25 protein-coding genes are annotated in these 22,908 nt (G+C 60.8%); 10 read left to right on the top strand and 15 right to left on the bottom strand.

Annotated features, from left to right (window positions below):
* Nucleotides 1-2: 2 nt before the first annotated feature.
* The 5 genes from ABIB36_RS16425 to ABIB36_RS16405 form a co-directional block, all read right to left on the bottom strand.
* The gene (locus tag ABIB36_RS16425) at nt 3-1,712 is read right to left on the bottom strand and encodes an urease subunit alpha (RefSeq protein ID WP_354560799.1); all 1,710 of its coding nucleotides are present in this window, start codon (nt 1,710-1,712) and stop codon (nt 3-5) included.
* Entirely contained in the window at nt 1,709-2,035 is a 327-nt protein-coding gene (locus ABIB36_RS16420) for an urease subunit beta (RefSeq protein WP_354560802.1), read from the bottom strand. Before ABIB36_RS16420 ends, ABIB36_RS16425 begins: the two co-directional genes overlap by 4 nt.
* Nucleotides 2,032-2,334, bottom strand: coding sequence for an urease subunit gamma (locus ABIB36_RS16415; protein WP_354560804.1), 303 nt, complete (start codon nt 2,332-2,334; stop codon nt 2,032-2,034). The genes ABIB36_RS16420 and ABIB36_RS16415 overlap by 4 nt, the downstream gene beginning before the upstream one ends.
* Nucleotides 2,335-2,425: 91 nt before the next feature.
* Nucleotides 2,426-2,569, bottom strand: coding sequence for a hypothetical protein (locus ABIB36_RS16410; protein WP_354560807.1), 144 nt, complete (start codon nt 2,567-2,569; stop codon nt 2,426-2,428).
* A 448-nt stretch (nt 2,570-3,017) separates the two neighbouring features.
* Nucleotides 3,018-3,149 carry a hypothetical protein gene (locus ABIB36_RS16405; protein ID WP_354560809.1) on the bottom strand — a complete coding sequence of 44 codons (132 nt, stop codon included), beginning with the start codon at nt 3,147-3,149 and terminating at the stop codon, nt 3,018-3,020.
* Nucleotides 3,150-4,133: 984 nt separating this feature from the next.
* On the opposite strand from ABIB36_RS16405, the gene ABIB36_RS16400 reads away from it, so the two are divergent.
* Both ABIB36_RS16400 and ABIB36_RS16395 read left to right on the top strand, forming a co-directional pair.
* A complete protein-coding gene (locus ABIB36_RS16400) occupies nt 4,134-6,200 on the top strand; it encodes a peptidase (RefSeq protein ID WP_354560811.1) in 2,067 nt (688 codons plus the stop codon).
* A 96-nt stretch (nt 6,201-6,296) separates the two neighbouring features.
* Entirely contained in the window at nt 6,297-6,953 is a 657-nt protein-coding gene (locus ABIB36_RS16395) for a nitroreductase family protein (RefSeq protein ID WP_136171494.1), read from the top strand.
* 42 nt (nt 6,954-6,995) lie between these two features.
* On the opposite strand, the gene ABIB36_RS16390 is transcribed toward ABIB36_RS16395, so the two are convergent.
* From ABIB36_RS16390 to ABIB36_RS16375, 4 genes are all read right to left on the bottom strand, one after another.
* Nucleotides 6,996-7,373 (bottom strand): hypothetical protein, encoded by a 378-nt coding sequence (locus ABIB36_RS16390; protein WP_354560814.1) that lies wholly within the window; start codon nt 7,371-7,373, stop codon nt 6,996-6,998.
* A 15-nt stretch (nt 7,374-7,388) separates the two neighbouring features.
* The gene (locus ABIB36_RS16385; protein WP_354560816.1) at nt 7,389-7,922 is read right to left on the bottom strand and encodes a DUF3558 domain-containing protein; all 534 of its coding nucleotides are present in this window, start codon (nt 7,920-7,922) and stop codon (nt 7,389-7,391) included.
* A 135-nt stretch (nt 7,923-8,057) separates the two neighbouring features.
* Nucleotides 8,058-8,831 (bottom strand): 8-oxoguanine DNA glycosylase OGG fold protein, encoded by a 774-nt coding sequence (locus tag ABIB36_RS16380; protein ID WP_354560819.1) that lies wholly within the window; start codon nt 8,829-8,831, stop codon nt 8,058-8,060.
* Nucleotides 8,832-9,036: 205 nt separating this feature from the next.
* Entirely contained in the window at nt 9,037-9,681 is a 645-nt protein-coding gene (locus ABIB36_RS16375; RefSeq protein WP_354560821.1) for a TetR/AcrR family transcriptional regulator, read from the bottom strand.
* A gap of 81 nt (nt 9,682-9,762) precedes the next feature.
* On the opposite strand from ABIB36_RS16375, the gene ABIB36_RS16370 reads away from it, so the two are divergent.
* Nucleotides 9,763-10,950, top strand: coding sequence for a lipase family protein (locus ABIB36_RS16370; RefSeq protein ID WP_354560824.1), 1,188 nt, complete (start codon nt 9,763-9,765; stop codon nt 10,948-10,950).
* Nucleotides 10,951-11,049: 99 nt separating this feature from the next.
* Here the strand turns inward: ABIB36_RS16370 and ABIB36_RS16365 are convergent, their stop codons facing one another.
* Both ABIB36_RS16365 and ABIB36_RS16360 read right to left on the bottom strand, forming a co-directional pair.
* Nucleotides 11,050-11,427, bottom strand: a complete 378-nt coding sequence (locus ABIB36_RS16365) for a hypothetical protein (protein WP_354560826.1) — start codon at nt 11,425-11,427, stop codon at nt 11,050-11,052.
* An 18-nt stretch (nt 11,428-11,445) separates the two neighbouring features.
* Complete coding sequence (locus ABIB36_RS16360; RefSeq protein WP_354560829.1) at nt 11,446-11,982, bottom strand: DUF3558 domain-containing protein; 537 nt, start codon at nt 11,980-11,982, stop codon at nt 11,446-11,448.
* 145 nt (nt 11,983-12,127) lie between these two features.
* Between ABIB36_RS16360 and ABIB36_RS16355 the strand changes: the two genes are divergently transcribed.
* The 4 genes from ABIB36_RS16355 (at nt 12,128) to ABIB36_RS16340 (ending at nt 17,128) form a co-directional block, all read left to right on the top strand.
* Entirely contained in the window at nt 12,128-13,558 is a 1,431-nt protein-coding gene (locus ABIB36_RS16355) for a coniferyl aldehyde dehydrogenase (RefSeq protein ID WP_354560831.1), read from the top strand.
* Between the two features lie 44 nt (nt 13,559-13,602).
* Entirely contained in the window at nt 13,603-14,721 is a 1,119-nt protein-coding gene (locus ABIB36_RS16350; RefSeq protein ID WP_354560833.1) for an NDMA-dependent alcohol dehydrogenase, read from the top strand.
* 764 nt (nt 14,722-15,485) lie between these two features.
* Nucleotides 15,486-16,217: a hypothetical protein gene (locus ABIB36_RS16345; protein WP_354560835.1), complete on the top strand. Its 732-nt coding sequence runs from the start codon at nt 15,486-15,488 to the stop codon at nt 16,215-16,217.
* A complete protein-coding gene (locus ABIB36_RS16340; protein ID WP_354560838.1) occupies nt 16,202-17,128 on the top strand; it encodes a hypothetical protein in 927 nt (308 codons plus the stop codon). Before ABIB36_RS16345 ends, ABIB36_RS16340 begins: the two co-directional genes overlap by 16 nt.
* A 64-nt stretch (nt 17,129-17,192) precedes the next feature.
* On the opposite strand, the gene ABIB36_RS16335 is transcribed toward ABIB36_RS16340, so the two are convergent.
* Entirely contained in the window at nt 17,193-18,302 is a 1,110-nt protein-coding gene (locus ABIB36_RS16335; protein WP_354560840.1) for an NAD(P)/FAD-dependent oxidoreductase, read from the bottom strand.
* 167 nt (nt 18,303-18,469) lie between these two features.
* Nucleotides 18,470-18,748 carry a hypothetical protein gene (locus ABIB36_RS16330; protein WP_354560843.1) on the bottom strand — a complete coding sequence of 93 codons (279 nt, stop codon included), beginning with the start codon at nt 18,746-18,748 and terminating at the stop codon, nt 18,470-18,472.
* A 535-nt stretch (nt 18,749-19,283) separates the two neighbouring features.
* Between ABIB36_RS16330 and ABIB36_RS16325 the strand changes: the two genes are divergently transcribed.
* Entirely contained in the window at nt 19,284-19,799 is a 516-nt protein-coding gene (locus tag ABIB36_RS16325) for a putative immunity protein (protein WP_354560845.1), read from the top strand.
* Between the two features lie 72 nt (nt 19,800-19,871).
* Here the strand turns inward: ABIB36_RS16325 and ABIB36_RS16320 are convergent, their stop codons facing one another.
* Both ABIB36_RS16320 and ABIB36_RS16315 read right to left on the bottom strand, forming a co-directional pair.
* Nucleotides 19,872-20,633, bottom strand: a complete 762-nt coding sequence (locus ABIB36_RS16320) for an HD domain-containing protein (protein WP_354560847.1) — start codon at nt 20,631-20,633, stop codon at nt 19,872-19,874.
* Nucleotides 20,634-20,998: 365 nt separating this feature from the next.
* On the bottom strand, nt 20,999-21,361 hold the full coding sequence (locus ABIB36_RS16315) for an Ntn hydrolase family protein (protein ID WP_354560848.1): 363 nt from the start codon (nt 21,359-21,361) through the stop codon (nt 20,999-21,001).
* Between the two features lie 264 nt (nt 21,362-21,625).
* On the opposite strand from ABIB36_RS16315, the gene ABIB36_RS16310 reads away from it, so the two are divergent.
* Nucleotides 21,626-22,099: a 5' nucleotidase, NT5C type gene (locus ABIB36_RS16310; RefSeq protein WP_354561224.1), complete on the top strand. Its 474-nt coding sequence runs from the start codon at nt 21,626-21,628 to the stop codon at nt 22,097-22,099.
* Nucleotides 22,100-22,189: 90 nt separating this feature from the next.
* Nucleotides 22,190-22,834: a VWA domain-containing protein gene (locus ABIB36_RS16305; RefSeq protein ID WP_354560850.1), complete on the top strand. Its 645-nt coding sequence runs from the start codon at nt 22,190-22,192 to the stop codon at nt 22,832-22,834.
* The last annotated feature ends 74 nt before the right edge of the window (nt 22,835-22,908 follow it).

The raw sequence follows: 22,908 nt of genomic DNA, 5'->3' as shown, positions 1-22,908 counted from the left end.
TTTTAGAACATCGTGTAACGCTGCGCGAGCGGCACTACGTCCACCGGCTGCGGTCGAACCAGTTCGCCGTCGATGGAAATCGCGAACGTCTCCGGGTCGATGTCGAGTTTCGGCAGCGTCGTGTTGTTGGGCATGGACGCTTTGCCGATATCGCGAGTCGGGCGGACAGCGGCCAACTTCCGGGTCAGTCCCAGCCGGTCGGCAAGTCCATCGTCGAGTGCTGCCTGCGAGACGAACGTCGTTGCCAGGTGGGCGGCGGAGGCAGCCTCGGCAGGCAACGTCGGGCGAGTCAGGACCGGCTGCGGATTCGGTACGGCACCGTTGGGGTCGCCGAGGGGCGCTGCGACGATTGCCCCGGATTTGATGACGGCCCATGGGCGAATCCCGAAGAACGCCGGATCCCAGAGAACGAGGTCCGCCATCTTGCCGCTCTCCACCGATCCGATCTCGTGATCTATACCGTGCGCGACGGCGGGGCAGATCGTGTACTTAGCCACATAGCGGCGTGCCCGCTCGTTGTCGGCAGGTTCGGAAGAACTCAGTGAACCGCGTCGGTTCTTCATCACGTGCGCCACTTGCCAAGTGCGGCAGATTACTTCGCCGATCCGACCCATTGCCTGAGCGTCGGACGAGGTGATCGACATCGCGCCCATGTCCTGCAAGATGTCTTCTGCAGCCATCGTCGAGGCCCGAATTCGAGACTCCGCGAATGCCAGGTCCTCGGGCACCTTCGGATTGAGGTGGTGGACGACCATCAGCATGTCGAGGTGCTCGTCGACGGTATTGACGGTGTACGGGAGCGTCGGGTTGGTCGACGCGGGAATCACATTCGGCTCGCTGACCACAGTGATGATGTCGGGGGCGTGACCACCGCCCGCGCCTTCGGAATGGAACGCGTGGATGCCACGTCCGGCGATAGCGTCGAGAGTGCTTTGAACATAACCGGTCTCGTTGAGGCTGTCGGCGTGCAGTGCGACCTGCAGACCGAACTCGTCGGCGGCGCGCAGCGATGCGTCGATCGTGGCCGGAGTTGCGCCCCAATCTTCGTGGATCTTGTATCCGCCGGCACCTGCTAGCGCGTCTTCACGCAATGCTCCCTGCGATACGGTGCTGCCCTTGCCGAAGAGGATGACGTTGAGGGGGATGTGGTCGAGTGCACGGTGCATCATCGTGAGCGCCCATGCCCCGCCGGTGACCGTGGTTGCCTTCGATCCTTCGGTGGGCCCGGTGCCACCGCCGATCACCGTTGTCGTTCCGGTCGCCAGTGCTTCACGCATCTCGATTTCACTGAGAAAGTGCACATGCGTGTCGACGGCACCCGCGGTGAGGATTTTGCCTTCTCCCGAGATCACATCGGTAGCAGGTCCGATCTGCATGTCGGGGCGGATCCCGTCCATGATGTCGGAGTTGCCTGCCTTGGCGACCGCCACGATTCGACCGTCACGGATTCCGACGTCGGCGCGGACGATGCCCCAGTGATCGAGAACGACCGCGTTGGTGATCACAACATCGAGCGCGCCTTCTGAACGCAGCGAATGGCCTTGGCCCATGGATTCGCGGATCGTCTTGCCTCCGCCGAACGTAGCTTCGTCGCCTCCGACGGTGCGATCCTCGGCAACCTCGATCCACAGGTCGGTGTCGGCCAACCGGATTTGGTCACCCGTCGTTGGACCGTAAAGCTGGACGTACTTGAGGCGATCGATCCAACTCATGACTTCTCTTTCGCCGATGGAGCGTTGGTCTCGGTCTTGATTTGCAGGCCTGGTACACGTTTGCGGCCGCCCAAGGCCACGAGGTCGACCATCCGACTCACCCCGGGTTCGAGTCGTACCGACGTACCTGCCGGCAGGTCGAGACGGAAGCCCTCGGCTTGGTCACGGTCGAACTCCAAGGCCGAGTTGGCGTCGGGTAGATGCAGATGCGAGCCGACCTGGATGGGCCGGTCTCCGGCGTTGACCATCAGGAGTGTGCGGCGCTCTCGGCCGGCATTGAGTTCCACGGCCTCGGGGCGTAAACGGAATTCGCCGGGGATCATTGGATCGGATCCGTGATGGTGACCAGCTTGCGCCCGTCAGGGAACGTCGCTTCTACCTGAATGGCGCCGATCATCTCCGGGACGCCTTCCATGACGTCTTCTCGGCTGAGCACGTGCCTGCCCTCGGCCATCAGGTCGGCGACGCGTCTACCTTCGCGGGCTCGCTCCATCACCCAGCAGGACAGCAGTGCTGTCGCTTCCGGATAGTTCAGGACGACGCCTCGTTCACGTCGGTCACGGGCTACCATCCCGGCCACACTCAGGAGCAACTTCTCCGTGTCCGATGGAACCAGTTGCATCGATCGACCTCGTGTTTCTTTGCAGGAAAATTCGACTTTAGCCATGGAGACAAGGGATCCGGCCGAACGCCCTGTTACGTTTGGTTTAAATCTACCGAGTGCCAGGCGCTCTGGGTGGCTCGGGCGGAAGTGCTCCACCCTCGTCGGCCCAACGATCGAGCTGCTTGGCCGCGGGTTCAGGATTAGCCTTCTTCCGCTTGAACAGTCCTTCTACTACATTCTTCAACTTGCCCATGGCGGAAGCATACCGCGACTGGACGAGCACATCTGAGTACGAGGACTCTTCGACTTCGACCGGATGGCACTGCGCGAATATCGATTCTTGTCCAAACGCGCCTTTTTCGAAAAACACTCGAGCTCAAGTTTTTTCGACAACCCGGGTGTGTCGACCGTCACGGTCTATGTATGGTCATGACGCCAGGGGACAACTGCTCCAGGTTGAGCGCGGCCGCAATACGCGTGGACGTTCGTTCAAGTGCACTTGGTAGTAGAGCGACTGCAACCCGAGTACGAAGCAGAGGAGTAGCCCGACGACTGCGCTGCACGTCGGCTCGACGCCTGCTGCACCCTGAGGGTTCTTGATCCGGTGGCCGGTGTTGTAGTAACTGACGAGTGCGACAGCTGTCGAAGCCCGACTCTGCATTCTCGGCCAATGCGTCCAGAGCTATTGCGCAAGCGCGGCATCAATCGATGTTGACGTCGAGATAAACGTAGGTGGGCATCAGCGAGGTCCACTTGGGTGCCGGCATCGATGACGTCGGTGGCGTTGCCGTGTTCTGTTGCTGCGTAATCGTTATCGCAGGCTTGAACTGCATCAGCTGCCAACTCGAACATTGCTTCGGCCAACGATGCGACGGCTTCGCCTTGGAATGCCGTCGATTGATCTGCATTCGGAATTGTGGGTGCGCTCTTACCGCTCGCATCCAGAGTCCGTACATTCTGGAGCAGTATCCGAGCGGGCTCGTTGAGGTCACCGATCTCGATATCGTTGACACGCATCGGAGCGGATCCACCGAATAGGCCGTCGTTCTGTCGTCTGTTGCATGAAACCGTTTGTCACGCAGTGGTATGTCGGCCAACCATTGCTCGTCGACGAGTCCCCATGGCTGCGCGTCGTCGCAATGTTGGACAAGCGAGTTCAATGACGTGTAGGCCGCCAGTCCGACGCGTCCGTCGGGCAAGATCCGCGGGTCGACCGTCCTTGTGCCAGTGCCTGTCGACGGTTGCAGTGGTACGTACAGCGTCGATGGTGTAGCTCTATTCTCGAAAATTTACCCCCCGATAAGTCGACGGTCAGCGAACCCCCAGTGCGCTGACGTCCTGAAGCAGTCCAACCGGTCCGTCAGTAGAATCAGCCGCCTCGACGGCCAGCCATTCCCCAATCTGGCCCCGGAGGCACGGCGATCGAAGCGAAGCGTGTGGAGACGCGAAATGCGAAGCTGTACAAAATGATCCGACTACGTCAGGAAGCCGATTCGGAGACATAGGTGAATAGTTGACGGCTGTTCCGAGCTGATCTTGAACTGCCACCGTGTCGAGGGTTCGAGTCCGGTTCTCCTGCCGACCCCAGGATCCGAGGTCAATGACGGCGGCAGGATCGGCTCGCTCGTCGAACGCATGGCAGCAGGGCGAGGGAGGGAACCGTAGTTCCGATCTTGTGATTTTTAACAATCCAAAGAACGGTTTCAGCCTCGTCAGTGCTCCAGTTTCCAAAATGGGTCAAAGGTACGGATCCCGAGTCTAATTCGATCTACGCTACTGCCGAGTCGAGCCTCTCAACTGACGGGATCACGGAACACATGACCATCCTCACGCGGCGCATACGCCTCCTCTCTCAGGCGTTGGCCGCGATGCTCGCTTTTTCGGTCGCGTCGGCGGGCCTGTCAGTCGCCCAGCCGACAGCGGGCCCTGACCCCCTCGCTGAGAATCCCGTCTACGGTCTCGCCAACGGCTGTTATGCGCTCCAGGCTGGGCCGAGCGGGGAGTTCGTACGGCGGGACGGCGAGAGCTACCGCGCCGACGCCACCGCGGCGGAAGCCGAACCGTTTCGACTCCACCCCGCCCAATTGGGCCGGTTCATGTTCTACGGCCCGGAAGGTGACCTCCTCGCCCATGAGGGCAAGAAATCAGTGGTTTCGACTCGCGATGCCCTCCCGAATACCGACTGGACACTGACCCACACCGACGGTAGCTACCGCATCACCGCGACCGAGAACGGCAACCAACTCACTTCCGTCGATGCCGGACTGACTCTGACCGACCCCGGTGATAACTCTGACGGCGGCCAGTTCACTGTCACTCCGACGGACGGATGCGCCGACTTCCCCGACTCCGAAGTCAACGCCACCGGTACACCGTCGACCGCCACCGGACCCAACGGTGAAGTCCGCGGCTTCATCGACACACACGTGCATCTGGACGCCTCCGAATTCATGGGTGGAAATGTGCACTGCGGCAAACCGTTCGATCCACAGGGTATAACCGCAGCCCTGCAGGACTGCCCCGACCACGGCAGCAATGGAAGGCCCGCCCTACTCGAGCAAATTCTTTCGGGTGGCTCACCGTTCGAGAAACACGACACCACGGGATGGCCGACCTTTGCGGACTGGCCTGCCCAGGACTCGCAGACCCACGAACAGACCTACTACAAGTGGGTCGAACGCGCCTGGCGCGGTGGACTGCGCATCTTCACCAATATGTTCGTAGCCAACCGCGTACTGTGCGAGCTGTATCCCAGCAAGCGCAACCCGTGCAACGAGATGGACACCGTCCGAATCCAGGCCGCGCAGGTCCGCGACATGCAGGACTACATCGACGCCCAGTACGGCGGGCCCGGCAAAGGCTGGTTCCGTATCGTCAGCTCACCGGAAGAGGTCCGCCGGGTGGCGGCCGACGGCAAGCTGGCCGTCACCCTGGGCATCGAGGTCTCAGAAATGTTCGGCTGCACCCTGCGTAATGACAAGCCGCAGTGCACCGAAGCCGACATCGACGAAGGTCTCGACGAGGTGTACGGAATGGGTGTCCGCCAGGTCATCCTCACCCACAAGTTCGACAACGCCTTCGGCGGAACACGATTCGATCCCGGCCTCACCGGTGTTGCGGTCAACATCGGCAACTTCCTGGGAACCGGCAAGTTCTGGAAGACCGAGCCCTGCACCGGTGAAGCCGCCGATAATCCGCTGATGTCGATCATCTCGGGCAATCTCGGGAGCATGTCTTCCGCGCTTCCCGCAGGTAGCTCAGGAGCCAGCTATCCGGACGGCCCGCAATGCAACGTCCGAGGACTGAGCGCTCTCGGCGAGCACGCGGTCGAGGGCATGATGGACCGCGGCATGATCGTCGACATCGACCACATGAGCGTCAAGACCGCCGATGACACCTTGAAGATGCTCGACGCCGCTCATTACTCAGGCGTTGTGTCGAGCCACGGTTGGACCGATCCGACCAACGTGCCTCGTATCTACGCGCTCGGTGGATTCGTCTCGGAGTATGCCAGTACGCCGGCCGACTTCCTGAAGAGTTGGCGGACATATCGGGCGGAACGCAATGACGACAACTACTACGGCTTCGGTTTCGGCGCCGATACCAACGGATTTGCCCCACAAGTTCCACCACGCGAGGATGCCACCGAGAATCCGTTGAGCTACCCGTTCATCACGTTCGACGGCGGTACTGTGATGGACCGTCAGCGCACCGGAGAACGAGTTTTCGACATCAACACCGATGGTGCGGCACAGTACGGGCTGATCCCGGACTGGATTGCAGATGCGCAACTGGTGGCCGGCGCGGATGGCGACCAATTCATCGAGGACCTCAGTCACGGCGCCGAGGCTTACCTGCAGATGTGGGAGCGCGTAGCCACATGAATCGCGGTTCTCGGTAGCCACATGGTGACGGCACGTGATGTCCTCTCATCGACCCGGGGAAGGTCGGACTCCAGAAAGCTGGGGCATGATCGAAAGATGACTTCGTACCCGACTCTCGACCTGACACCTGACGAACTACTCACCACGACGCGTACCGTCCGCAAACGTCTCGATCTGACGCGGCCCGTGCCGTTGGACCTGATCAAGGAGTGTCTGGAGATCGCGTTGCAAGGTCCGTCCGGATCGAACCAACAGGGCTGGCAGTGGGTGGTGGTCACCGATCCGGACCTACGTTCACAGATCGGCGCAATCTACGGAGAACTGTTCGCCGAATATCAGGCGTCCAAACACTCGGCGAACGCCCTTTTCGCCGACGACCCCGAACGAGGTCCGATACAGAAACGTGTCGGAGACAGTGCCGGGTGGCTAGGTGAGCACATGGGTGAAGTGCCCGTGCTGTTGATCCCCTGCATCAAGGCAGGCAAGAAGCTGCCGAGCGGCAATCAAGCCGGACTATGGGGTTCATTGCTACCCGCTGTGTGGAACTATGCCCTTGCTGCACGGGCGCGTGGACTCGGAACTGCTTGGACCACAATACATCTCGCGCGTGAAGCGGAGGTGGCTGAAATTCTCGGAATTCCGGAGGGATTTCATCAAGGTGCGCTGATTCCGACGGCCTACTACACGGGTGAGACCTTCAAGGTTGCGCCACGCGATCCCATCGAGACCGTTCTGCACGTAAACTCCTGGTAGCCAGCGATTCCCGACGCAGCGAGGCGAGAACGAGGGTGCCGGCTACCTCGGTCCGTTCTGACCGAACGATGTCGCGTTCTGCTGGTCGACGTCCTCTGCGGCTACGAAGAATTTTCGGAACACAGCTTGCATCGCCGTGACGACGTCGATATGGCTTTGCAGGACGTCCACTAGATTGTTCGGGCCGCCCACGGCCTTCTGCGAGAATTTGCGGGCAAGTGCGATTCCGGACTCGAAGGGACCGAACCCCTCGACCTTTTCCAGGGCACGGGCGTCGATCTTGTTTTTTTCGAGTGTCCATAAATATTCGCTGCATGCCTTGTCGCACTGTCGTGCGGCTGTGGGATCGAGGAACAGATGCCCCTCGTCGGCTGCGGTGGCGAGACCGTTCCAGTATTCGATCGGAGAATTTGAAGCCATTTCGATTCCGTTCAGTTAGATCGACGGCGGGAAGTATTGCGAAAGTTCGATGGTGTGTCGCCGAACTAATTCACACGGGTCACCCTGGGGCGGGCCGGTTCCGAGAGCCTCGACCGTGAGCATCACAACGCCTTCGGTGGTGTCGAAGCTGGTTCCACAGCCTTCGTCTGGATCCATAGATGTGAGTCCGAATTCGAGGGCCGTCCTGCCCCCTAAGCTGACGTCTTTGAAATCCTGAAACGCGATGTTGTGCCGAACCTCGTCGAGGGTGAATCGAATCGAAAACAGCACGCCGAAGTGGTACCAGGAATTGATTGTTGGTCCGTCCCAGCCGCAGACCGTCCAGGCTTTGACGCTGATTCCTTCCATCCATCCTGAGCCGGTTTCCGGATTGAGTCCGGTCGCGGCGATGGCGTCGTCCGGGATGCTGCAGGGTTCGAATTGCTCGGCCTGCCCTGGCACCCCTGCGACGGCTACTCCGTCGACCGGTTGGCCGCAGGCTGTGAGGACGGCGGCAACCGCTAGAAGTGGTAGCCATCGGCGCTGCATCGGACCCCCATCCGTTCGACTCGTCGTTAGGTTAGACGCCGAGACCCGGACTTTGGTTCCAACTCTGCTGCGATTTCCCTCCGGCGGTGGCGATGCAGTGGGTTTTCAATCGATGCATCTGCGGCAGTGCGCGGTTCAGAACAGGGTCGGTTGCGCGTGGCTGCCGAAGCGTGCTTCGGACTTTCGAGCGCTCCACCGTTGAACGAGCCACATCTCGATCAGTTCTGGGCTGGTGCCGATATCGGTAGCCCAGTTGGTGAGTAGTTCGACGTAGCGGTCGTAGCGACGCCGCGTGAACCCGGCGACAGCAGGGTCTTCCAGCCATCCCTCGTGGATGAGGGTGGACACCCCGTACTGGTCGATCAACTGGGCGCGCCCACCGTCCACGGATGCTTTGGCTGCCCAGAGGAACGTGGCCATAAGAGATGTTCCGACACCGGGGGTGTCGGGCCATCCGGACCAGGATCCGCTCGGGAGTTCGGGTACCGCCTGGTCACGTATGCACCGTTGGAGCACAGTCATTGTCTTTGCAACTGGATTCTCGTCTGGACGTGTCAAGTGCGGGTTGAGGACGTCGGGGAATCGCCGTATCGCTTTGCGGTTCTTGTGGCTGCCCTGCCAGGCGGCACAGAGAAAGAGGAGGCCGAGCGCATCGTGTTCGCCGTCGGCGAGATCGGTGTCGATACGAAGGTCGTTGCGCTGTACTGTCGCCACTCCGTCGGAGACGATGTGCCCGTCGAGGTTGCGGCCACGAAGTCGAATATCGTGACCTGCGCGATCGAGGTGCTTGTTCCACCAGTCGAGGTCGACCTCGACGCCATCGTCCAGAACGTTCAGGTCGTAGGTGCGGAGCTGGCACCACTGCACACAGGCGGTTGGTGGTGCGAAGCCTTCGTCGAGTCGTGACATGCCGCCATTTTTGCATCCCACACCGACAGGAAGGGCGAACGAAACGGAATCCGTCTGCGCTTCCGGCCACCGCAATGTCAAATTGCGTCGAGTAGGTTTGTACCGCAACACTTTCCATCCCAACTTTGTTGGGGGACAACATGCAGGCCAACTGAGGACTTGGTTGGGCAATTGTTCCGAATACGGCACCGTTGTCGAGTGACGGTCAGTGGGCGCGTGATCCGGTAAGCAGCAGGGCGAGCATCAGTGCACACAATTCGGTCTCGAAGGCGTCGAGATCGCGCCACACTCCAGCTACTCCATCGCGCTCCCAGGATGCGAGCGAGGACACCACGAAGCGCGCGGCCAACGCAACCCGGGCAGGGCGGTCTCCAGCGGGCAGGTGCGTGAGTTCGGTCGCGATGTCGGTAAGTAGCCGTTTCAACCCGTCCAGACCGGGGATCGGCGGATAGGCCGGGTCATCAGCCACGAGCGGCTGTGGCGACGCGACGAAATCGCTGCGGATGCCCGCCAGCCACTGTTCGTTGAACCGAGCCCAGTAGGAGGGCGAACAAGCCGCGATCTCGCTGACGAACGGGCGTACATAAGCCTCGACCAGTGCGCCGAGACGGTCTCGAGCGTCTTCGGCGGCGGTGTGAAGCTCACGGGCCAACGCGTCACTGGTGGCCCTACGCGACCACAACTCGATCAACAGTGCATGCCAAGACCCGAAGTAGTAGTCCACCGCACCGTTGTTGCGCTGACCGGCAGCTCGGATGACTTCGCGAACCGAGACGCCTGCTAACCCTCGCTCGGCTATCAGTCGCTCAGCGGTATCCAGGAGCTCCGTGCGGGTGCTTGGGGCAGGCATGAACGTGAGCGTACGGCAGTGCTAATGTCCCGATTAGGTCACTTGACCTAATTTGTGAGATCTAGCCCGGGAGAGAATGCGATGAATACACGCTTACATGGGGGAGCTCGCCTGGTCGCTGTCCTCGCAGCAACTGGACTGATCGCGGGATGTGGTTCGGCAACCGGCCAGCAGACAGCAACGGAGGGGCCCGAGCGTGGCGCACTGCTGACAAGTCGGCCACTTTCCGGCGACGCAGTCCTACCCGGCGCTGTGCGTGGTGAGCAGATCACCTACCTGTCCCGTGGGCCACAGGGTGATGACGTCGAGGTGTCCGGCTCGGTGTCGATCCCAGAAGGCGAGGCCCCGGAAGCCGGGTGGCCGGTAATCAGCTGGGCGCACGGGACTACCGGCGTCTCGGACGCCTGCGCGCCGTCCTCAGGGACAGTGCCCGGATCAGACGGTGAATACCTGCGCTACGTCAATGAGACCTTGGACCAATTCCTGCGCGCCGGTTACGTAGTGGCGCAGACGGATTACGTCGGGTTGGGGACGTCGGGGATCCATCCGTACATCAACGGAGACTCAGAAGCTGCAGCCGTCACGGACATCGTGCGCGCGGCCCGCCAGCTCGACCCCAATGTTGGCACAGGCTGGTACGCCGCCGGGCACAGTCAGGGTGGGCATGCCGCACTGTTCGCCGCCGATCGAGGTCCGGATCTAGCGCCGGAGCTCGAGCTTCGAGGAGCGGTATCTATCTCGCCGGGCAATAATCTCGGTGACACTGTCGAGTACTTCGCGGCAGGCGGTCCCGAAGCTCGCGCGGTACTCGGCTACCTGCCCTTGATATTGCTCGGTGCGCAGGCTGCCGATCCCGCTCTGGACGCCTACAACTACGTCACCGACGAGATGACGCCACTTTTGGAGGCGGCGAAGACCGGCTGCACCGACGCGGTCTGGGAACTTGCAGAGTCTGTCTCGCTGGACGCGGTTATTCGCCCTGGGGCGGACTTCACACCGCTGGTGTCTTACCTGGCCGATCAAAACCCCGACCGTCTCCACCCTGCGGTGCCGACGCTTATTCTGCAGGGCGGCGGGGACACTGCGGTGACCGAACCGGGTTCCGCGGCTCTCGCAGAATCGTTGTGCGCGAATGGCTCTCGGATCGGGTACACCGTCTACGACGGGCTGGAACATGTACCGACAGTGGGCGCCGCAGCCGAAGACACCCTTGCATTCCTTTCCGCAATCGAAGGTGGACGTGCACCGGCCGGGCTCTGCGGAGACTGATCAGGCTTCGCGGCATCTTTCGGAACGATGACGGACCGCCACCGGAACGGTCCTCATCGTGCTGCGCAACAGGTGACTGCGCTCCCGGACGGAGGTCGGTTAGTTCGGTCCGTTCTGGCCGATCGACGTCGCGTTATCCTGGTCGACGTCCTCCGCGGCATCGAAGAATTTTCGAAAGACTGCTTGCATCGATGTGACGACGTCGATGTGGCTTTGGAGGACGTCGACGAGGTTGTTCGGGCCGTCCACGACCTTTAGTGAAAATTTGCGGGCAAGCGCGATTCCGGAATCGAAAGTACCCATGCCCTTGACGTTTCCCAGCTTGAACGCAAGGTCTTTGTTGGTCTCGAGAATCGACAGGTACTCGGTGCAGGCCTTGTCGCAGTGTTGTGCAGCATCGGGATCGAGAAATAGATCGCCGTCGTCAGCCGCGGTAGCGAGACTGTTCCAGTATTCGATCGGGGATTTCAAAGTCATTGCTGGGGATCCTTTCAGCTAGATAGTGGGCGGGAAGTAATGTCCGAGATCGATTGTGTGTCGGCGGATGCGTTCACACGGGTCTCCCTGCGGCGAGGCTGTTCCGAGGGTGGCGAGTGTGAACATCACGACGCCTTCAGTGGTGTCGAAGCTCGTGCCGCATCCTTTGCGCAGGTCCATGGATGAAAGTGCGAACTCGAGGCCCGGTCTGCCGCCCAGGCTGACATCCTTGAAATTCTCGAACGCAGGATTCTGGCGAACCTCATCGAGGGTGAATTGAATCGAGAAGTACACATCGAACTGGTACCAAGAATTTCGTGTCGGGCCCCTCCACCCACATGTCGTCCAGGCCTTGACGCTGAGTCCTTCACCCCAGCCCGCCAACCTTGCCTCGGGATTGAGCCCGGTTGCCGCGATGGCGTCGTCCGGGATGCTGCAGGGATCGAATTGCTCGGCCCTCCCGGGCACCCCGGCGACCGCTGTTCCGTCGACGGGCTGAGCGCAGGCTGTCAGGACAGCGGCCGCCGCGAGAAGTGACAGCCATCGGCGCTGCATCGGACCCCCATCCGTTGGACTGTTCGTCAGGTTAGACGCGCAGACGCCGGCTTCGGTTCCGTAAGAGAGGGTGGCAGTCAGTTTTCGAGTTCCACTCACCGGGACCTGGACTCGAGCGGTGTGAGCCAGCTCATAGCGTTCGGGCATGGACCAGAACAGCTCGGATCGAGCGCGCATCACCGACATCCTCAGCCGTCAGCGCGCGGCAATGAACACCGAAGGCCAGCCCTCCGCCGAGCTGCGGCGACAGCGCATACAAGCTGTAATCGACATGCTTGTCGCGCATCACGAAGACCTCGTCGCAGCGATGGATGCTGACTTCGGTGGACGCCCGCGTGGATACTCTTTGATGAACGACGTGCTGGGCTCCATCAGCAGTCTGAAGCATTCACGCGACAACCTCGAGACGTGGATGGCGCAGCAGGACCGCGCGGTGTTCTCGCCCTACGATCAGCTCGGCGCCAGCGCCCATGTGCGTTACCAGCCGAAGGGTTCTGTCGGCATCGTCGGCACCTGGAATGCGCCACTGTTCACTCTGCTCAGCCCGCTGGCCGGCGTCCTTGCAGCCGGTAACCGTGCCGTCCTCAAACCGTCCGAAGTGGTTCCCCGCACCGCCGCACTTCTCGCCGAGATCGTCGAGGCAGCCCTCGATCCAGAGGTTGTCGCGATCGTCACCGGTGGACCTGATGTGGCCGAGGCCCTGACCTCGCTTGCCTTCGATCACCTGGTGTTCACCGGCAGCTCGGCGGTCGGCAAATTGGTGATGGCGAACGCCGCAAAGAATCTGGTGCCCGTAACGCTGGAGCTGGGCGGCAAGTCGCCGACGGTGATCGGCCGTAGCGCCGACATCGACGTCGCAGCCTTCCGAATTGCGGTCGGCAAGACCAGCAACGGCGGCCAGCTGTGCGTCAACCCGGATACGACGTACGTTCCCCGTGAACTGCTCGAGCAGTTCGTGGCGGCGACCTCGAATGCATACGCGGAACTGTTGCCGACGATCGAGAACAACCCCGACGCCGTTTCCGTCGTCAACGAACGCCATGCCGCCCGCGTCGACGGTTACATCGACGACGCAATTGCCCGCGGTGCCCGTATCGAAACGGCCCCGGACGGCGCATTGCCCGCAACTGGTGGACGTCGCCCGCTGCGCATGGTCGTGGACCCACCTTCCGACGCAGTCATCCGCGCAGAGGAAATATTCGGCCCCGCCATGGTGGTCCTCGGCTACGACGATCTCGACGACGTCCTCGCCGAAATCAACTCGGGGCCAAGGCCTTTGGCTCTGTACTACTTCGGGACCGATGCAGTAGAACAGTCGTACGTGCTGGACCGCACGCTTTCCGGCGGCGTCACCGTCAACGACGTGATGATGCACCCGGGTCTGCAGGATGCACCGTTCGGCGGCGTCGGGGCTTCCGGTATGGGCCACTACAACGGCCGCGAGGGCTTCGAAGAATTCAGCCACGCACGGGCGGTCTTCGAGGCTCCCGAGGTCGACATGCGCCGCGAATGGGGTTTGCTGCCCCCGTATGCGGACAGTTTCCACGATGCGATGGCCTCCCAGGTCACCCCTTAATTCTTTATCCCTGATCCGACAGAATCCCGAACAAGGAGTACATCGTGAAGACCCGTGGCGCGATCATTCGCAGCACCCCCGGCACATACGAGGTCGTCGAGCTCGACCTCGACGCACCCCGCAGAAACGAGATCACCGTCAAGATGGTTGCCTCTGGCATCTGTCACTCCGACGACCACATAGCGAAAGGTGATCATGCCGTAGGCGTTTACCCGATCTGCGGTGGGCACGAGGGTGCCGGCGTGATCGTCGAGGTCGGTCCGGAGACCATCGGCTACGAAGTGGGCGAGCACGTACTGTTCTCTTTCATCGCCGGTTGCGGAAAGTGTCGCTGGTGCGCAAAGGGCATGCAGAACCTGTGCGACCGTGGCGCCGCCATCATGACCGGCGGTCGCCCCGACGATCCGAACAGTTTCCGGTTGAGCCTCGACGGAGAGGTCGTGGCACAGACCTGCGGTTTGTCCACCTTCAGTGAGTACACCACTGTCAGTACTGATTCCGTGATCAAGGTGGCAGACAAGAGTCTGCCACTGGAGTCTCTGTGCCTGCTCGGGTGCGGGGTCGGCACCGGCTGGGGAGCTGCAGTCAACTCTGCCCAGGTTTACCCAGGCCAGACCGTAATCGTCATAGGCATCGGCGGGATCGGTATCAATGCAGTCCAGGGTGCCGCGCACGCCGGAGCTGCGCACATCCTGGCCGTCGATCCGGTTGCCTTCAAGCGTGACAGCGCTTTGAAGTTCGGTGCCACACAAGCATTCTCGACGCTCGAAGAGGCGGCCGATGTTGCACGTTCGCTGACCAACGGGCAGGGCGCCGACGCTGCCATCGTCACTATCGGCGTGACGACCGGCGAGCATATCGCGCAGGCCTTCTCGTCGATCCGCAAGGCCGGCGTGTGCGTGGTGACCGGGCTCGGCAAGATGACCGACGTCGGGATCCCCATTAGTCCGATGGAATTGACGCTGTACCAAAAGCGTTTGGTGGGATCACTGTTCGGTGCTTCGGCACCGAGCGCTGACATTCCTTGGCTGATCGATCTTTACAAAGCTGGCAAGCTCGAGCTCGACGGTTTGATCACTCAGACCTACTCTCTCGACGACGTCGCCCGCGGCTTCGAGGACATGCACTCAGGCCTCAACCTTCGGGGTGTCATCCGGTTCTGACCTAGTCGTAACCCCGCCCTCGGACCGTCGGGTCCGAGGGTGAGGGTGGGCTGCGTGACGGCTTTTCGTCAACTGTGCCTCGGTCAGAATGACGTGGACCACTGCTTCGACCCATCATCGTGTCTCAGAGGCGACCGCCTGGAACCAGATGTTCCTTCGCTGCGTCAAAAGAGTAGGTGACGTAGATCCGATGATGGGTGTGGTGATGGAAGTAGATCCGGAAATTTTGAGGCGTTTCGCTTCTGCAGCCCAGGACGCGAGCGACACCCTGGGGCGTACTGACGTTTTTGGACCGTTCTGGTCAGCGCAGAATGCACTGCCCGGGTCAGATCTACAAATACTGTGCGCCGAGGGCGAGCGTATCTCTTCGACAGCGCTCCATGGAATGTCACAGCGTATGGACACAGTTGCACGGTCTGCACGAGGAGCTTCCGAGGACTATCGCGTCGCCGATGATGAGTTCGCAGTTCAGCTTCGCTCAATGAATAGTCGCGAATGACGCTGAGCATTGGGGATGTCCGCGCCTGGAACAGTCAGTCTTTGCTCGCTGGTTCAAATGGGCTCCACGGTATTTCCAGGGTGATCGAGGGGCGGTGTGGAAGCATCGCGGCAGAGCAGAACGTCCTTGCCGAGTCGTGGCACGGTGACGCCGCCGTTGCCGCAGCTGAGCGCGTTGTAGCCGAGTGTTCGACCTTGTCAGCTCTCTCTGACGCCTTTTCTACGTTGGCGCGGAGCTCTCGGCCTCGGCATCGATAGTCGACTTCGTGCGCTCGAACTTGGTCGAAGTCATCGATGAACTTGCCGACCGTGGTTTCGAAGTCGCTGACAACGGCGTTGTGACGGCCGACCGAGCAATCGCCTCCCTGGATCAGATTGCAGGGCCACTGGGGGAGGACGCGGTCCTCGCTCTGCAGATCAGAACGCAGGAAGCGACGCTCTCCGTACTCGATGCTCTTCAGCAAGCGAACCACGCTGCACTCGGAGTATGTGACCGAGTGCGCGGGCGAATCGTCGATTTGCAGGATAGTTCGTCAGAGGTGATCGTTGGCCACTTGGCGCTGAGCGAAGATGCCGGGTTTTCGTGGCGCCCCGATATTCAAGCTATGGCCGCAGGTGTCACGATCGGGACGCTTTCGGACGCGACGGGACACGCCTTGAAGACCGCCGCTGCAGCCTCGTCCGACGATCTGGCCCTGGGGCTCGGTCGTCGACTTGGACCAATGGGAGCAGCGTTGGGGACCATACCTGCGATTTCGAATGACATCGAGGGTGGTATGGATCCGACCAAGGCTATCGTCACGGAGGGTGCGGGAGCGGTGACCGGAGTCGTTGTGGGGGGAGTATTGGGCCAAATCACCGCAGCTGGGATCGCCGGCTCAGCTGTTGGTTCCGTGATTCCCGGCGCAGGCACCGCGGCCGGATTGGTGGTAGGAGTGGCGATGGGGGCAGCTCTGGCCTATGGCGTTCCCAAATTCGGTCAATGGATCTGGGAGTAACAGTGAGAGAACGGGATACAACACCGGCTCGCATTGTGCCAACCGTCGAGTGGTTGCCAGTGTGGCCGCAGAGGTTGAGGCCGACGCAGATACTCGCCTCTATCGTGATTTTGCTCGGTGTGGCAGTGGGGTGCATTCTGGCATGGAAGGCGGAGTCAGTAGTCGGTCTGATCGGATTCGCAGGCATCGGAGTTCTTTGTGGGTGTGGTGGGTGGCTGACGCTCCGTGGGGCGGGTTTCAAATGGGTCAGGATATCTCGTCGGTTGACCGGTTGCGAAAGTAAGTTGTACGGCAAAGGAATTCGAGTAGACCCGGAAGCTTTGACGATGAGAGTGCTCATCATTTCAATGCTTGGCTCGAGCGTGTACTACGCGGCTGTTGCCCTGACTTTCTGGAGCGGGATCGAAGTAATGCTGCCGGATTCTCGTAACAGCTCCCCGCATGCGATATTCGCTACGGTCTGCGGTGTTGTTCTTGCGGTTCTCGCCATGCTCTTCAGCCTCTTTCGGCCAGCTACCGGCATCGAGATTTACCGGGATGTTGTGATAAGAACGGTAGGTAGGCAGCCTTTCGTCCGAATCGGTGCCGACCTGGTAGTGCCCTGGGCGTCGATCGTGGATGTGGCGGACGCAGTCCGGCTCAATACGACTGGACTGTGGACTTCCCGTGACCCTCTGATTCGGCTCATGGTTCGTGAACCTCTCGACAAGGAGAACAGGCTCGGATGGGATACAGACCACTATCTCCAACTACCCGCCAGTTGGATGGCGGCAGAGCCTAATACGCTCATTGCTGTGCTGAGGGTTATGGCCGTGAGCGATGAGAGCCGACGGGAAATTTTGGCGATCAGGCCTGAGACGATTTTCATGCCGCCGCCGCTGCGTGAACGAATTCAGAGAAGCATCATCTAGCTTTGTATGGTCCTCGGCGACGCCGGGTTCAGCTCTCGATTCACGAGTTCGAAGTTGTTGCCAACTACGACCAGCTGTAACTGAATGGACCGCGGTGACCGAACCACATCGTGGACGAGCATATTTGCTCTTTGACCAGCGCGGCTCGACGCCCGGTGAGCATTGCGCGTGATCGTGGAACATCGGCAGAGTTCGTCAGCTGAAGCAATCCGTCGCGCCTCCCCAGACTGATGCATTGGCCGACGAACTTGGGACGCAGCTGTTTCGGTGTCTTGCCAGCTGCCAGGCGCAGAACCGTTTCCGCAGCGTGGACGCCGGTTGGGATTGCCGCTTGGCAGCTCATGCGAAGTGGAGAGCTACTGATTACTGCGGCATCTCCGGCGCCGATCACTGTCGAACTGCTGGTGCTGATGAGGTTGTCATCGACGGTCAGGGCCCCGCGCGAGTCGGTGTTCAGTCCACTGCGCTCAGCGAGGTCAGGGACACCGAATGCGGCCACATCTACGGTGAGATCGCTCGTCAAGTGAGTCCCGTCCGACAATTCCACGCTACCGGCGCCGATACCGACCACTGGTGTGTTGTCGATGATCTCGACGCCCGCGTCGATGAGATGGGTATACAGACGGCGTTGCCCGCGTTCGCTGACGGTGGGGGCCAGCTGCTGGTCGGAAATCAACCGAATGTTGTGGCCGGTGCTCTCGGCGAGCTCTGCTGCTGTTTCGATTCCGGTGAGTCCGCCGCCGATGATCGTGACCGTCGAGCGAGGAGGGAGCTGTTGCAGGCGCGCGCGTGCGCGTTGTGCGGGTTCGAACGTTCCGATCGTGACTGCGTTGGTCGCCGAGCCCGGAATTGCCTCGGTACGGCTGTGGCTGCCGACCGCATAGATGAGGTAGTCGTAGTCGAGAACACCACCGGCCAGTCGAATTCGTTGGTTATGGAAGTCGATCGACTCGGCCGCGTCGACCTTCAGTTCGGTCGAGGCGGGAAGGATCGACCCGAGTCGCGTTGCCGCGGCATAGGTACCGGACATGTACTGATGCAAGCGGATTCGTTCGATGAACTGATCACGCGGATTCACCATCGTGACATCTGCATCGACGCCGCGGCGGGAAAGCCGATGCGCTGCACTGATACCTGCATAACCCGCGCCGAGAATGACAATCTTCGATGCCATGATGCGATTTACCTCCGATGCCAGGACTTCTGCTCACCATAGTCGGATCGGTGCCGACTGTATCGGTGACTTGAATCTCAGAGTGCAACATCGGATTCGGTAGATGGGGTGGGCAGGACCCAGTACTGCAGCCACTCGGCTGCAAGGAGGTTGGGCGGGTCTATGGGTTAGGAGCTGCCGAACAACGGGTATCCGTTGTTGTGGCGGTCCCAATTGTTGTATTGCCATTGCCATTGCCACGCGTCGTGGTGGTGGTCGTAGTCTCTGACCCACACCCAGTGGCCCCGGCTGTAGTTGCAGTTGTTCCACTCCCACTGACCGCGGTTCTGCTGCCACTGCCACGGCCCGCTGTGGTCGCAATCGTGACTCCACCCTTGGCTGGCTGGGACTGGGGCTGGGTGCGCGGCAGCCGGGACGGCCACGAGGCCGACGGGCATGACCGCCATCGACGCTGCGATCGTAATCTTTGCGAATAGGTGGCGCGAGTATGTACGCCCTGTCGTTCTCGGCATTGGAGATCCCTCCTGTAGCGCTGAAGCACCGACAGGTGCGAGCGCTCCACGATCCATTGATCCCGCGGCAGGGCGATCTCACAAGTCCAGCCCTTCAGCTGTACTCGTATGTCCGACCTCTTTTGTCGATAGGGCCGGTTGTTGTGTGCGGCATGGTCGATGGCGGTCGATTGCTCAGGCGTCGGCTCGGAAACGAGCGATGCGCACCAGCTCGATTTTACGCGGGGTGCGCCGGGGTCGCAGGATTCGATTCCGATGCTTTACTCACAATTCACTGGATCGTGACCGAGCTGGATTCGGTCACGTATTGGGGCCATACTCACGTAGTCCCGAAGACAACGCAGAGGCATCGTGATCATTTTCTTGGCGAACGTGTCGAACTTGCCCTGCAAAGCCGAGGCGATAGTGTCCGAGAACATAGACTCTGACCTTCCGCTGATCGACGGCGCGACCCAGTGACGGAGCTGCGATGATTCTGCCCAAGGTTCGAGACACTCGCATGGTTACCATCTGCCGAGGTGGATTGCTGACGGAGACGGATCATCGCTTGCTTGCCCTGTGGGCGGCGGAATGCGCCGACCATGTTCTGTTTCTTTTCGAGCGCGAACGGCCTGACGATGCGCGCCCTCGGGACGCGATCGCGGCCGCTCGGGCGTGGGCAGATGGTCTGCAACCGATGATGCAGGCGCGTGCAGCTGGAGGGCATGCGATGGGGGCAGCGAGACCACTTGGTGGTGCTGCCCGATTTGCGGCGTACTCGGCTGGTCAAGCTGCTTGTGTCGGCCACGTCGCCGAGCATGATCTGGGGGCGGCGGCGTATGCGATCAAGGCAATTCGCACCGCGCAGCCTCACGACCCGGCGGCAGGTAGGCGTGAACGAGATTGGCAGCGCAACAAACTATCCGAACCGATCCGCGAGCTGGTTCTCGACGATCAAGCCCGACGTAACGACATATGTTGGCGGGCTTTTTCGGACGAACAATGAGAATCGTCGGTGATGATCCCAGTTCGACGAGATCTATTTGTCGGCTCGTGGGGGAGGGAATGCTACGAAGAGTCAGATAAACCCCCCTTCGCCCGATTGGGATTCCTCCCGCAGTGATTCAGCCAGCCTGTCGAGCCAACCGGTGAGCCGCTCGAGCCCTTCGGTATGCAGCCCTAGCTCGGTTCCGTGGCTCAGCGCCATTTCTTGGAAGATCGGCACCAATGGGGCGTACTTGGTGCGCAATCGATTTCGTTTATCGAGATCGGTGAGGGCACTCAGGCTACCGGAGTTGTCGATGAAGTCCGTGACTTTCACCAGGAAGACCCGTGGATCGGTGATGACGGCCTTCACGTGCTCGAGGTAGGCCGCGTTCTTCTGTTCTTTGGTGAGCCCGGCCGGTCGTGGTGGGTTGGTGACGGCCCAGACGGTGTCCGACACTGTCGTACTGAAATGAGCTGTCAGCAGTCGCGCGGCTTCAACTCTCGGATTCGTGCTGTGGTCGCCGTCCATGAGTTCGACGAGTCGCACGGGTTGGTCTTCGACGGTGTCGTGCAAGGCTGTCGCGGCGAGGATCTCTTCATTGCGGCAGTTGAATCGTCTGAGCCGCAGAGCATTTCGTAACGGGTGAGCTATGTACGGTTCGGCGGCACCGTTCTGTCCAGGTCGAGTTTGGTCACGATGCGCCTGGGATGCCAGACCCATCGCATTCTGTACGAGGGGTTGATCGCCGACTTCGTAGTTGATCGAGAGCGTGAGCATAGCGGCGTCCATGTCGTGGAGTCGCAGTTCCCGGAAGTTGTTTCCGACGACGCCGGTAGGCCTTGATTCAGTCATAGGTGTCCTTACAGAATTGGTGCCGGGAATGTGGGCGGCCTGGTGGCTCGGCCCGATGCCTTCACTGTAGAGGTTGGCTCCGACAAGACGGCAACCTAGTTCCTGCAGTCTCGGTTGCCCGCAATCACCGGTCACGCACCGCAAGCGCGGGAAAAAACTGAGGCTGAACCCGGACGCGACATGCCAGATTTACCTCCACGCGGTACTCGATCGGGTACCGCGTGGAGTGTTCGGCCCGGTTGCAGAACCGGATTCGGTCACCTGGCTGGTCGACCCATGACGGAAGCCACCACATCAGAGGCCGGCTCGTGAACCGACTTTGAGCGCAATGCCACAGCCTTGAAATGCACTGCTACTCCATGCGATCAGAATGGGTTGTAGATGGCGATCCCGCGAACACTGCCGGCGGACGAACCCGTCGGGATCAGGACCGACTCCAGGGTGTGGTCGACGCCCGACGGATCAGTCTGCCAGCACGAACCCTGTCCGTGGAAACTGAAGCACCAGATCGGCTGGCTGGTCCCGAACGGGCTGATGATCAGGGGGTCCTGGCTGCGTGAGCCGTAGGCGGCGGGATCGAACGCGCTGACGTAGTGCTCCGTCACCTCTGATGTGAAGATGTTGTCGTAGGGTCGTTCGGCAGAGGCCGGCGTCGCGACGAGTGCGGCGAACCCTACTGCGAGTGCAGATGCGGCGAGAGTCTTCTTCAGCATTCGTGCTCCGATCATCGAGGGCTCCGGCCCGGTAAAAGATCAATCGGTGACGGTCGATCCCGCGTTACCAAACAGTCAGGACAGGTCCGCGGTGATGGTCATCCCGTGAATGCTGATGAGCCCATCGCTGGTGGCCGCATTCTTGGGACTTGCCAGGGATGTTGTCGGACCCCTGTGTCATGATTGAAATGCAGAACGGGTTCACGTTCTGCATTCCGGCGGTGATGTTCCCGCCTTTTCTCCCCTCCCGATGTACCTCGTTCGGTGCGTCGACGAAAGGTGCCTGCCATGGCCAAGAAAATTCTCTACATCGATCTCGATAACACGCTGGTGAACTTCCAGTCCGGTATCGACCGGGCCGATCCAGCCGACCTCGTCAAATACGAGGGCGACCTCGATGAGGTGCCACACATCTTCTTGAAGATGGATCCCATCGAGGGCGCGCTCGACGCATACCGCACGCTCGCAGCGATTTTCGACACTTACATCCTGTCCACGGCACCGTGGAAGAACCCGAGCGCATGGCACGACAAGGTGCTGTGGGTCCAGCAGCATCTCGGGATGGAGGATGGATCGGTCGCGTACAAGCGTCTCATTCTCTCGCACCACAAGAACCTGAACCGTGGGGACTTTCTGGTCGACGACCGAGATAAGAACGGCGCCAGCGAATTCGAAGGCGAATGGCTTCGGTACGGGGAGGAACCGTACAAGACCTGGGGTGAGGTGACGGCCTATTTGCTCGCCCGCACCTGAACTGAGTTCCGATTCTTGTCGGTACCCCTCGGTATCGTTTTCGACATCACTTCATCGCGTCGCTTCGACGCATTTCTTCAGGAGGCTCATGTGACCAATCCACAGCTCTCTCTCGTTGCTGCTCTGCTCGACCGTTCGGGCTCGATGCATTCCATTGCCGACGACACCCGCGGCGGTTTCGATTCGTTCATCGGAAAAGAGCGCGAGCAGGACGGAAACACCGTCGTGACGCTGGCGCAGTTCGATCAGCAGTACGAGCTGGTCTACAGTTCGCAGCCGATCCGAACGGTGCCACCGCTGGTGCTGCAGCCACGTGGCTCAACCGCGCTGTACGACGCCATTGGCCGGCTCATCACCGACGTCGGTGTCGAGCTCGCTGCAGTGCCCGAGGACGAGCGCCCCGGCTCGGTCACCGTTGTGGTGATGACAGACGGTCACGAGAACTCGAGCAAAGAGTGGTCCAATACCGCTGTGCGCGCATTGATCGCGCAACAGGAGAAGGACTACCAGTGGGACTTCGTGTTCCTCGGGTCCAACATCGATGCCGTTGACGTCGGTACCGATCTGGGCTTTGCACGCGACAAGTCGATGACCTACGTGTCGACGACTGTCGGCGTCACTGCGGCCTTCGACTCGGTGGCGAGCTATCAGGACCGTAAGCGGGCACAGGTCTTCGGTGCCCCGCCTGCTGAGGGCTTCTCCGAGGCCGATCGTCGCCGGGCGCGTGGGGAGTGAGCAAGAAGGGCAGCAACGGTGCGGCGGAGGGGATCATCGAGGTGATCTTCTTCCTCTGCATGGTTGCGGCGGTA

Origin of the sequence: Rhodococcus sp. UYP9 (genome assembly GCF_040547235.1) — a bacterium.
Taxonomy (GTDB): Bacteria; Actinomycetota; Actinomycetes; order Mycobacteriales; family Mycobacteriaceae; genus Rhodococcoides.
Note: the sequence above shows the minus strand (reverse complement) of the source record. Positions and strands in the feature narration are given on the sequence as shown.

Coding starts and splice junctions, on each gene's coding strand:
- ABIB36_RS16425 (WP_354560799.1), bottom strand. CDS start 1,712: ATGAGTTGGATCGATCGCCTCAAGTACGTCCAGCTTTACGGTCCAACG.
- ABIB36_RS16420 (WP_354560802.1), bottom strand. CDS start 2,035: ATGATCCCCGGCGAATTCCGTTTACGCCCCGAGGCCGTGGAACTCAAT.
- ABIB36_RS16415 (WP_354560804.1), bottom strand. CDS start 2,334: ATGCAACTGGTTCCATCGGACACGGAGAAGTTGCTCCTGAGTGTGGCC.
- ABIB36_RS16410 (WP_354560807.1), bottom strand. CDS start 2,569: ATGGGCAAGTTGAAGAATGTAGTAGAAGGACTGTTCAAGCGGAAGAAG.
- ABIB36_RS16405 (WP_354560809.1), bottom strand. CDS start 3,149: ATGCAGTTCAAGCCTGCGATAACGATTACGCAGCAACAGAACACGGCA.
- ABIB36_RS16400 (WP_354560811.1), top strand. CDS start 4,134: ATGACCATCCTCACGCGGCGCATACGCCTCCTCTCTCAGGCGTTGGCC.
- ABIB36_RS16395 (WP_136171494.1), top strand. CDS start 6,297: ATGACTTCGTACCCGACTCTCGACCTGACACCTGACGAACTACTCACC.
- ABIB36_RS16390 (WP_354560814.1), bottom strand. CDS start 7,373: ATGGCTTCAAATTCTCCGATCGAATACTGGAACGGTCTCGCCACCGCA.
- ABIB36_RS16385 (WP_354560816.1), bottom strand. CDS start 7,922: ATGCAGCGCCGATGGCTACCACTTCTAGCGGTTGCCGCCGTCCTCACA.
- ABIB36_RS16380 (WP_354560819.1), bottom strand. CDS start 8,831: ATGTCACGACTCGACGAAGGCTTCGCACCACCAACCGCCTGTGTGCAG.
- ABIB36_RS16375 (WP_354560821.1), bottom strand. CDS start 9,681: ATGCCTGCCCCAAGCACCCGCACGGAGCTCCTGGATACCGCTGAGCGA.
- ABIB36_RS16370 (WP_354560824.1), top strand. CDS start 9,763: ATGAATACACGCTTACATGGGGGAGCTCGCCTGGTCGCTGTCCTCGCA.
- ABIB36_RS16365 (WP_354560826.1), bottom strand. CDS start 11,427: ATGACTTTGAAATCCCCGATCGAATACTGGAACAGTCTCGCTACCGCG.
- ABIB36_RS16360 (WP_354560829.1), bottom strand. CDS start 11,982: ATGCAGCGCCGATGGCTGTCACTTCTCGCGGCGGCCGCTGTCCTGACA.
- ABIB36_RS16355 (WP_354560831.1), top strand. CDS start 12,128: ATGGACCAGAACAGCTCGGATCGAGCGCGCATCACCGACATCCTCAGC.
- ABIB36_RS16340 (WP_354560838.1), top strand. CDS start 16,202: ATGGATCTGGGAGTAACAGTGAGAGAACGGGATACAACACCGGCTCGC.
- ABIB36_RS16335 (WP_354560840.1), bottom strand. CDS start 18,302: ATGGCATCGAAGATTGTCATTCTCGGCGCGGGTTATGCAGGTATCAGT.
- ABIB36_RS16330 (WP_354560843.1), bottom strand. CDS start 18,748: ATGGCGGTCATGCCCGTCGGCCTCGTGGCCGTCCCGGCTGCCGCGCAC.
- ABIB36_RS16325 (WP_354560845.1), top strand. CDS start 19,284: ATGATTCTGCCCAAGGTTCGAGACACTCGCATGGTTACCATCTGCCGA.
- ABIB36_RS16320 (WP_354560847.1), bottom strand. CDS start 20,633: ATGACTGAATCAAGGCCTACCGGCGTCGTCGGAAACAACTTCCGGGAA.
- ABIB36_RS16315 (WP_354560848.1), bottom strand. CDS start 21,361: ATGATCGGAGCACGAATGCTGAAGAAGACTCTCGCCGCATCTGCACTC.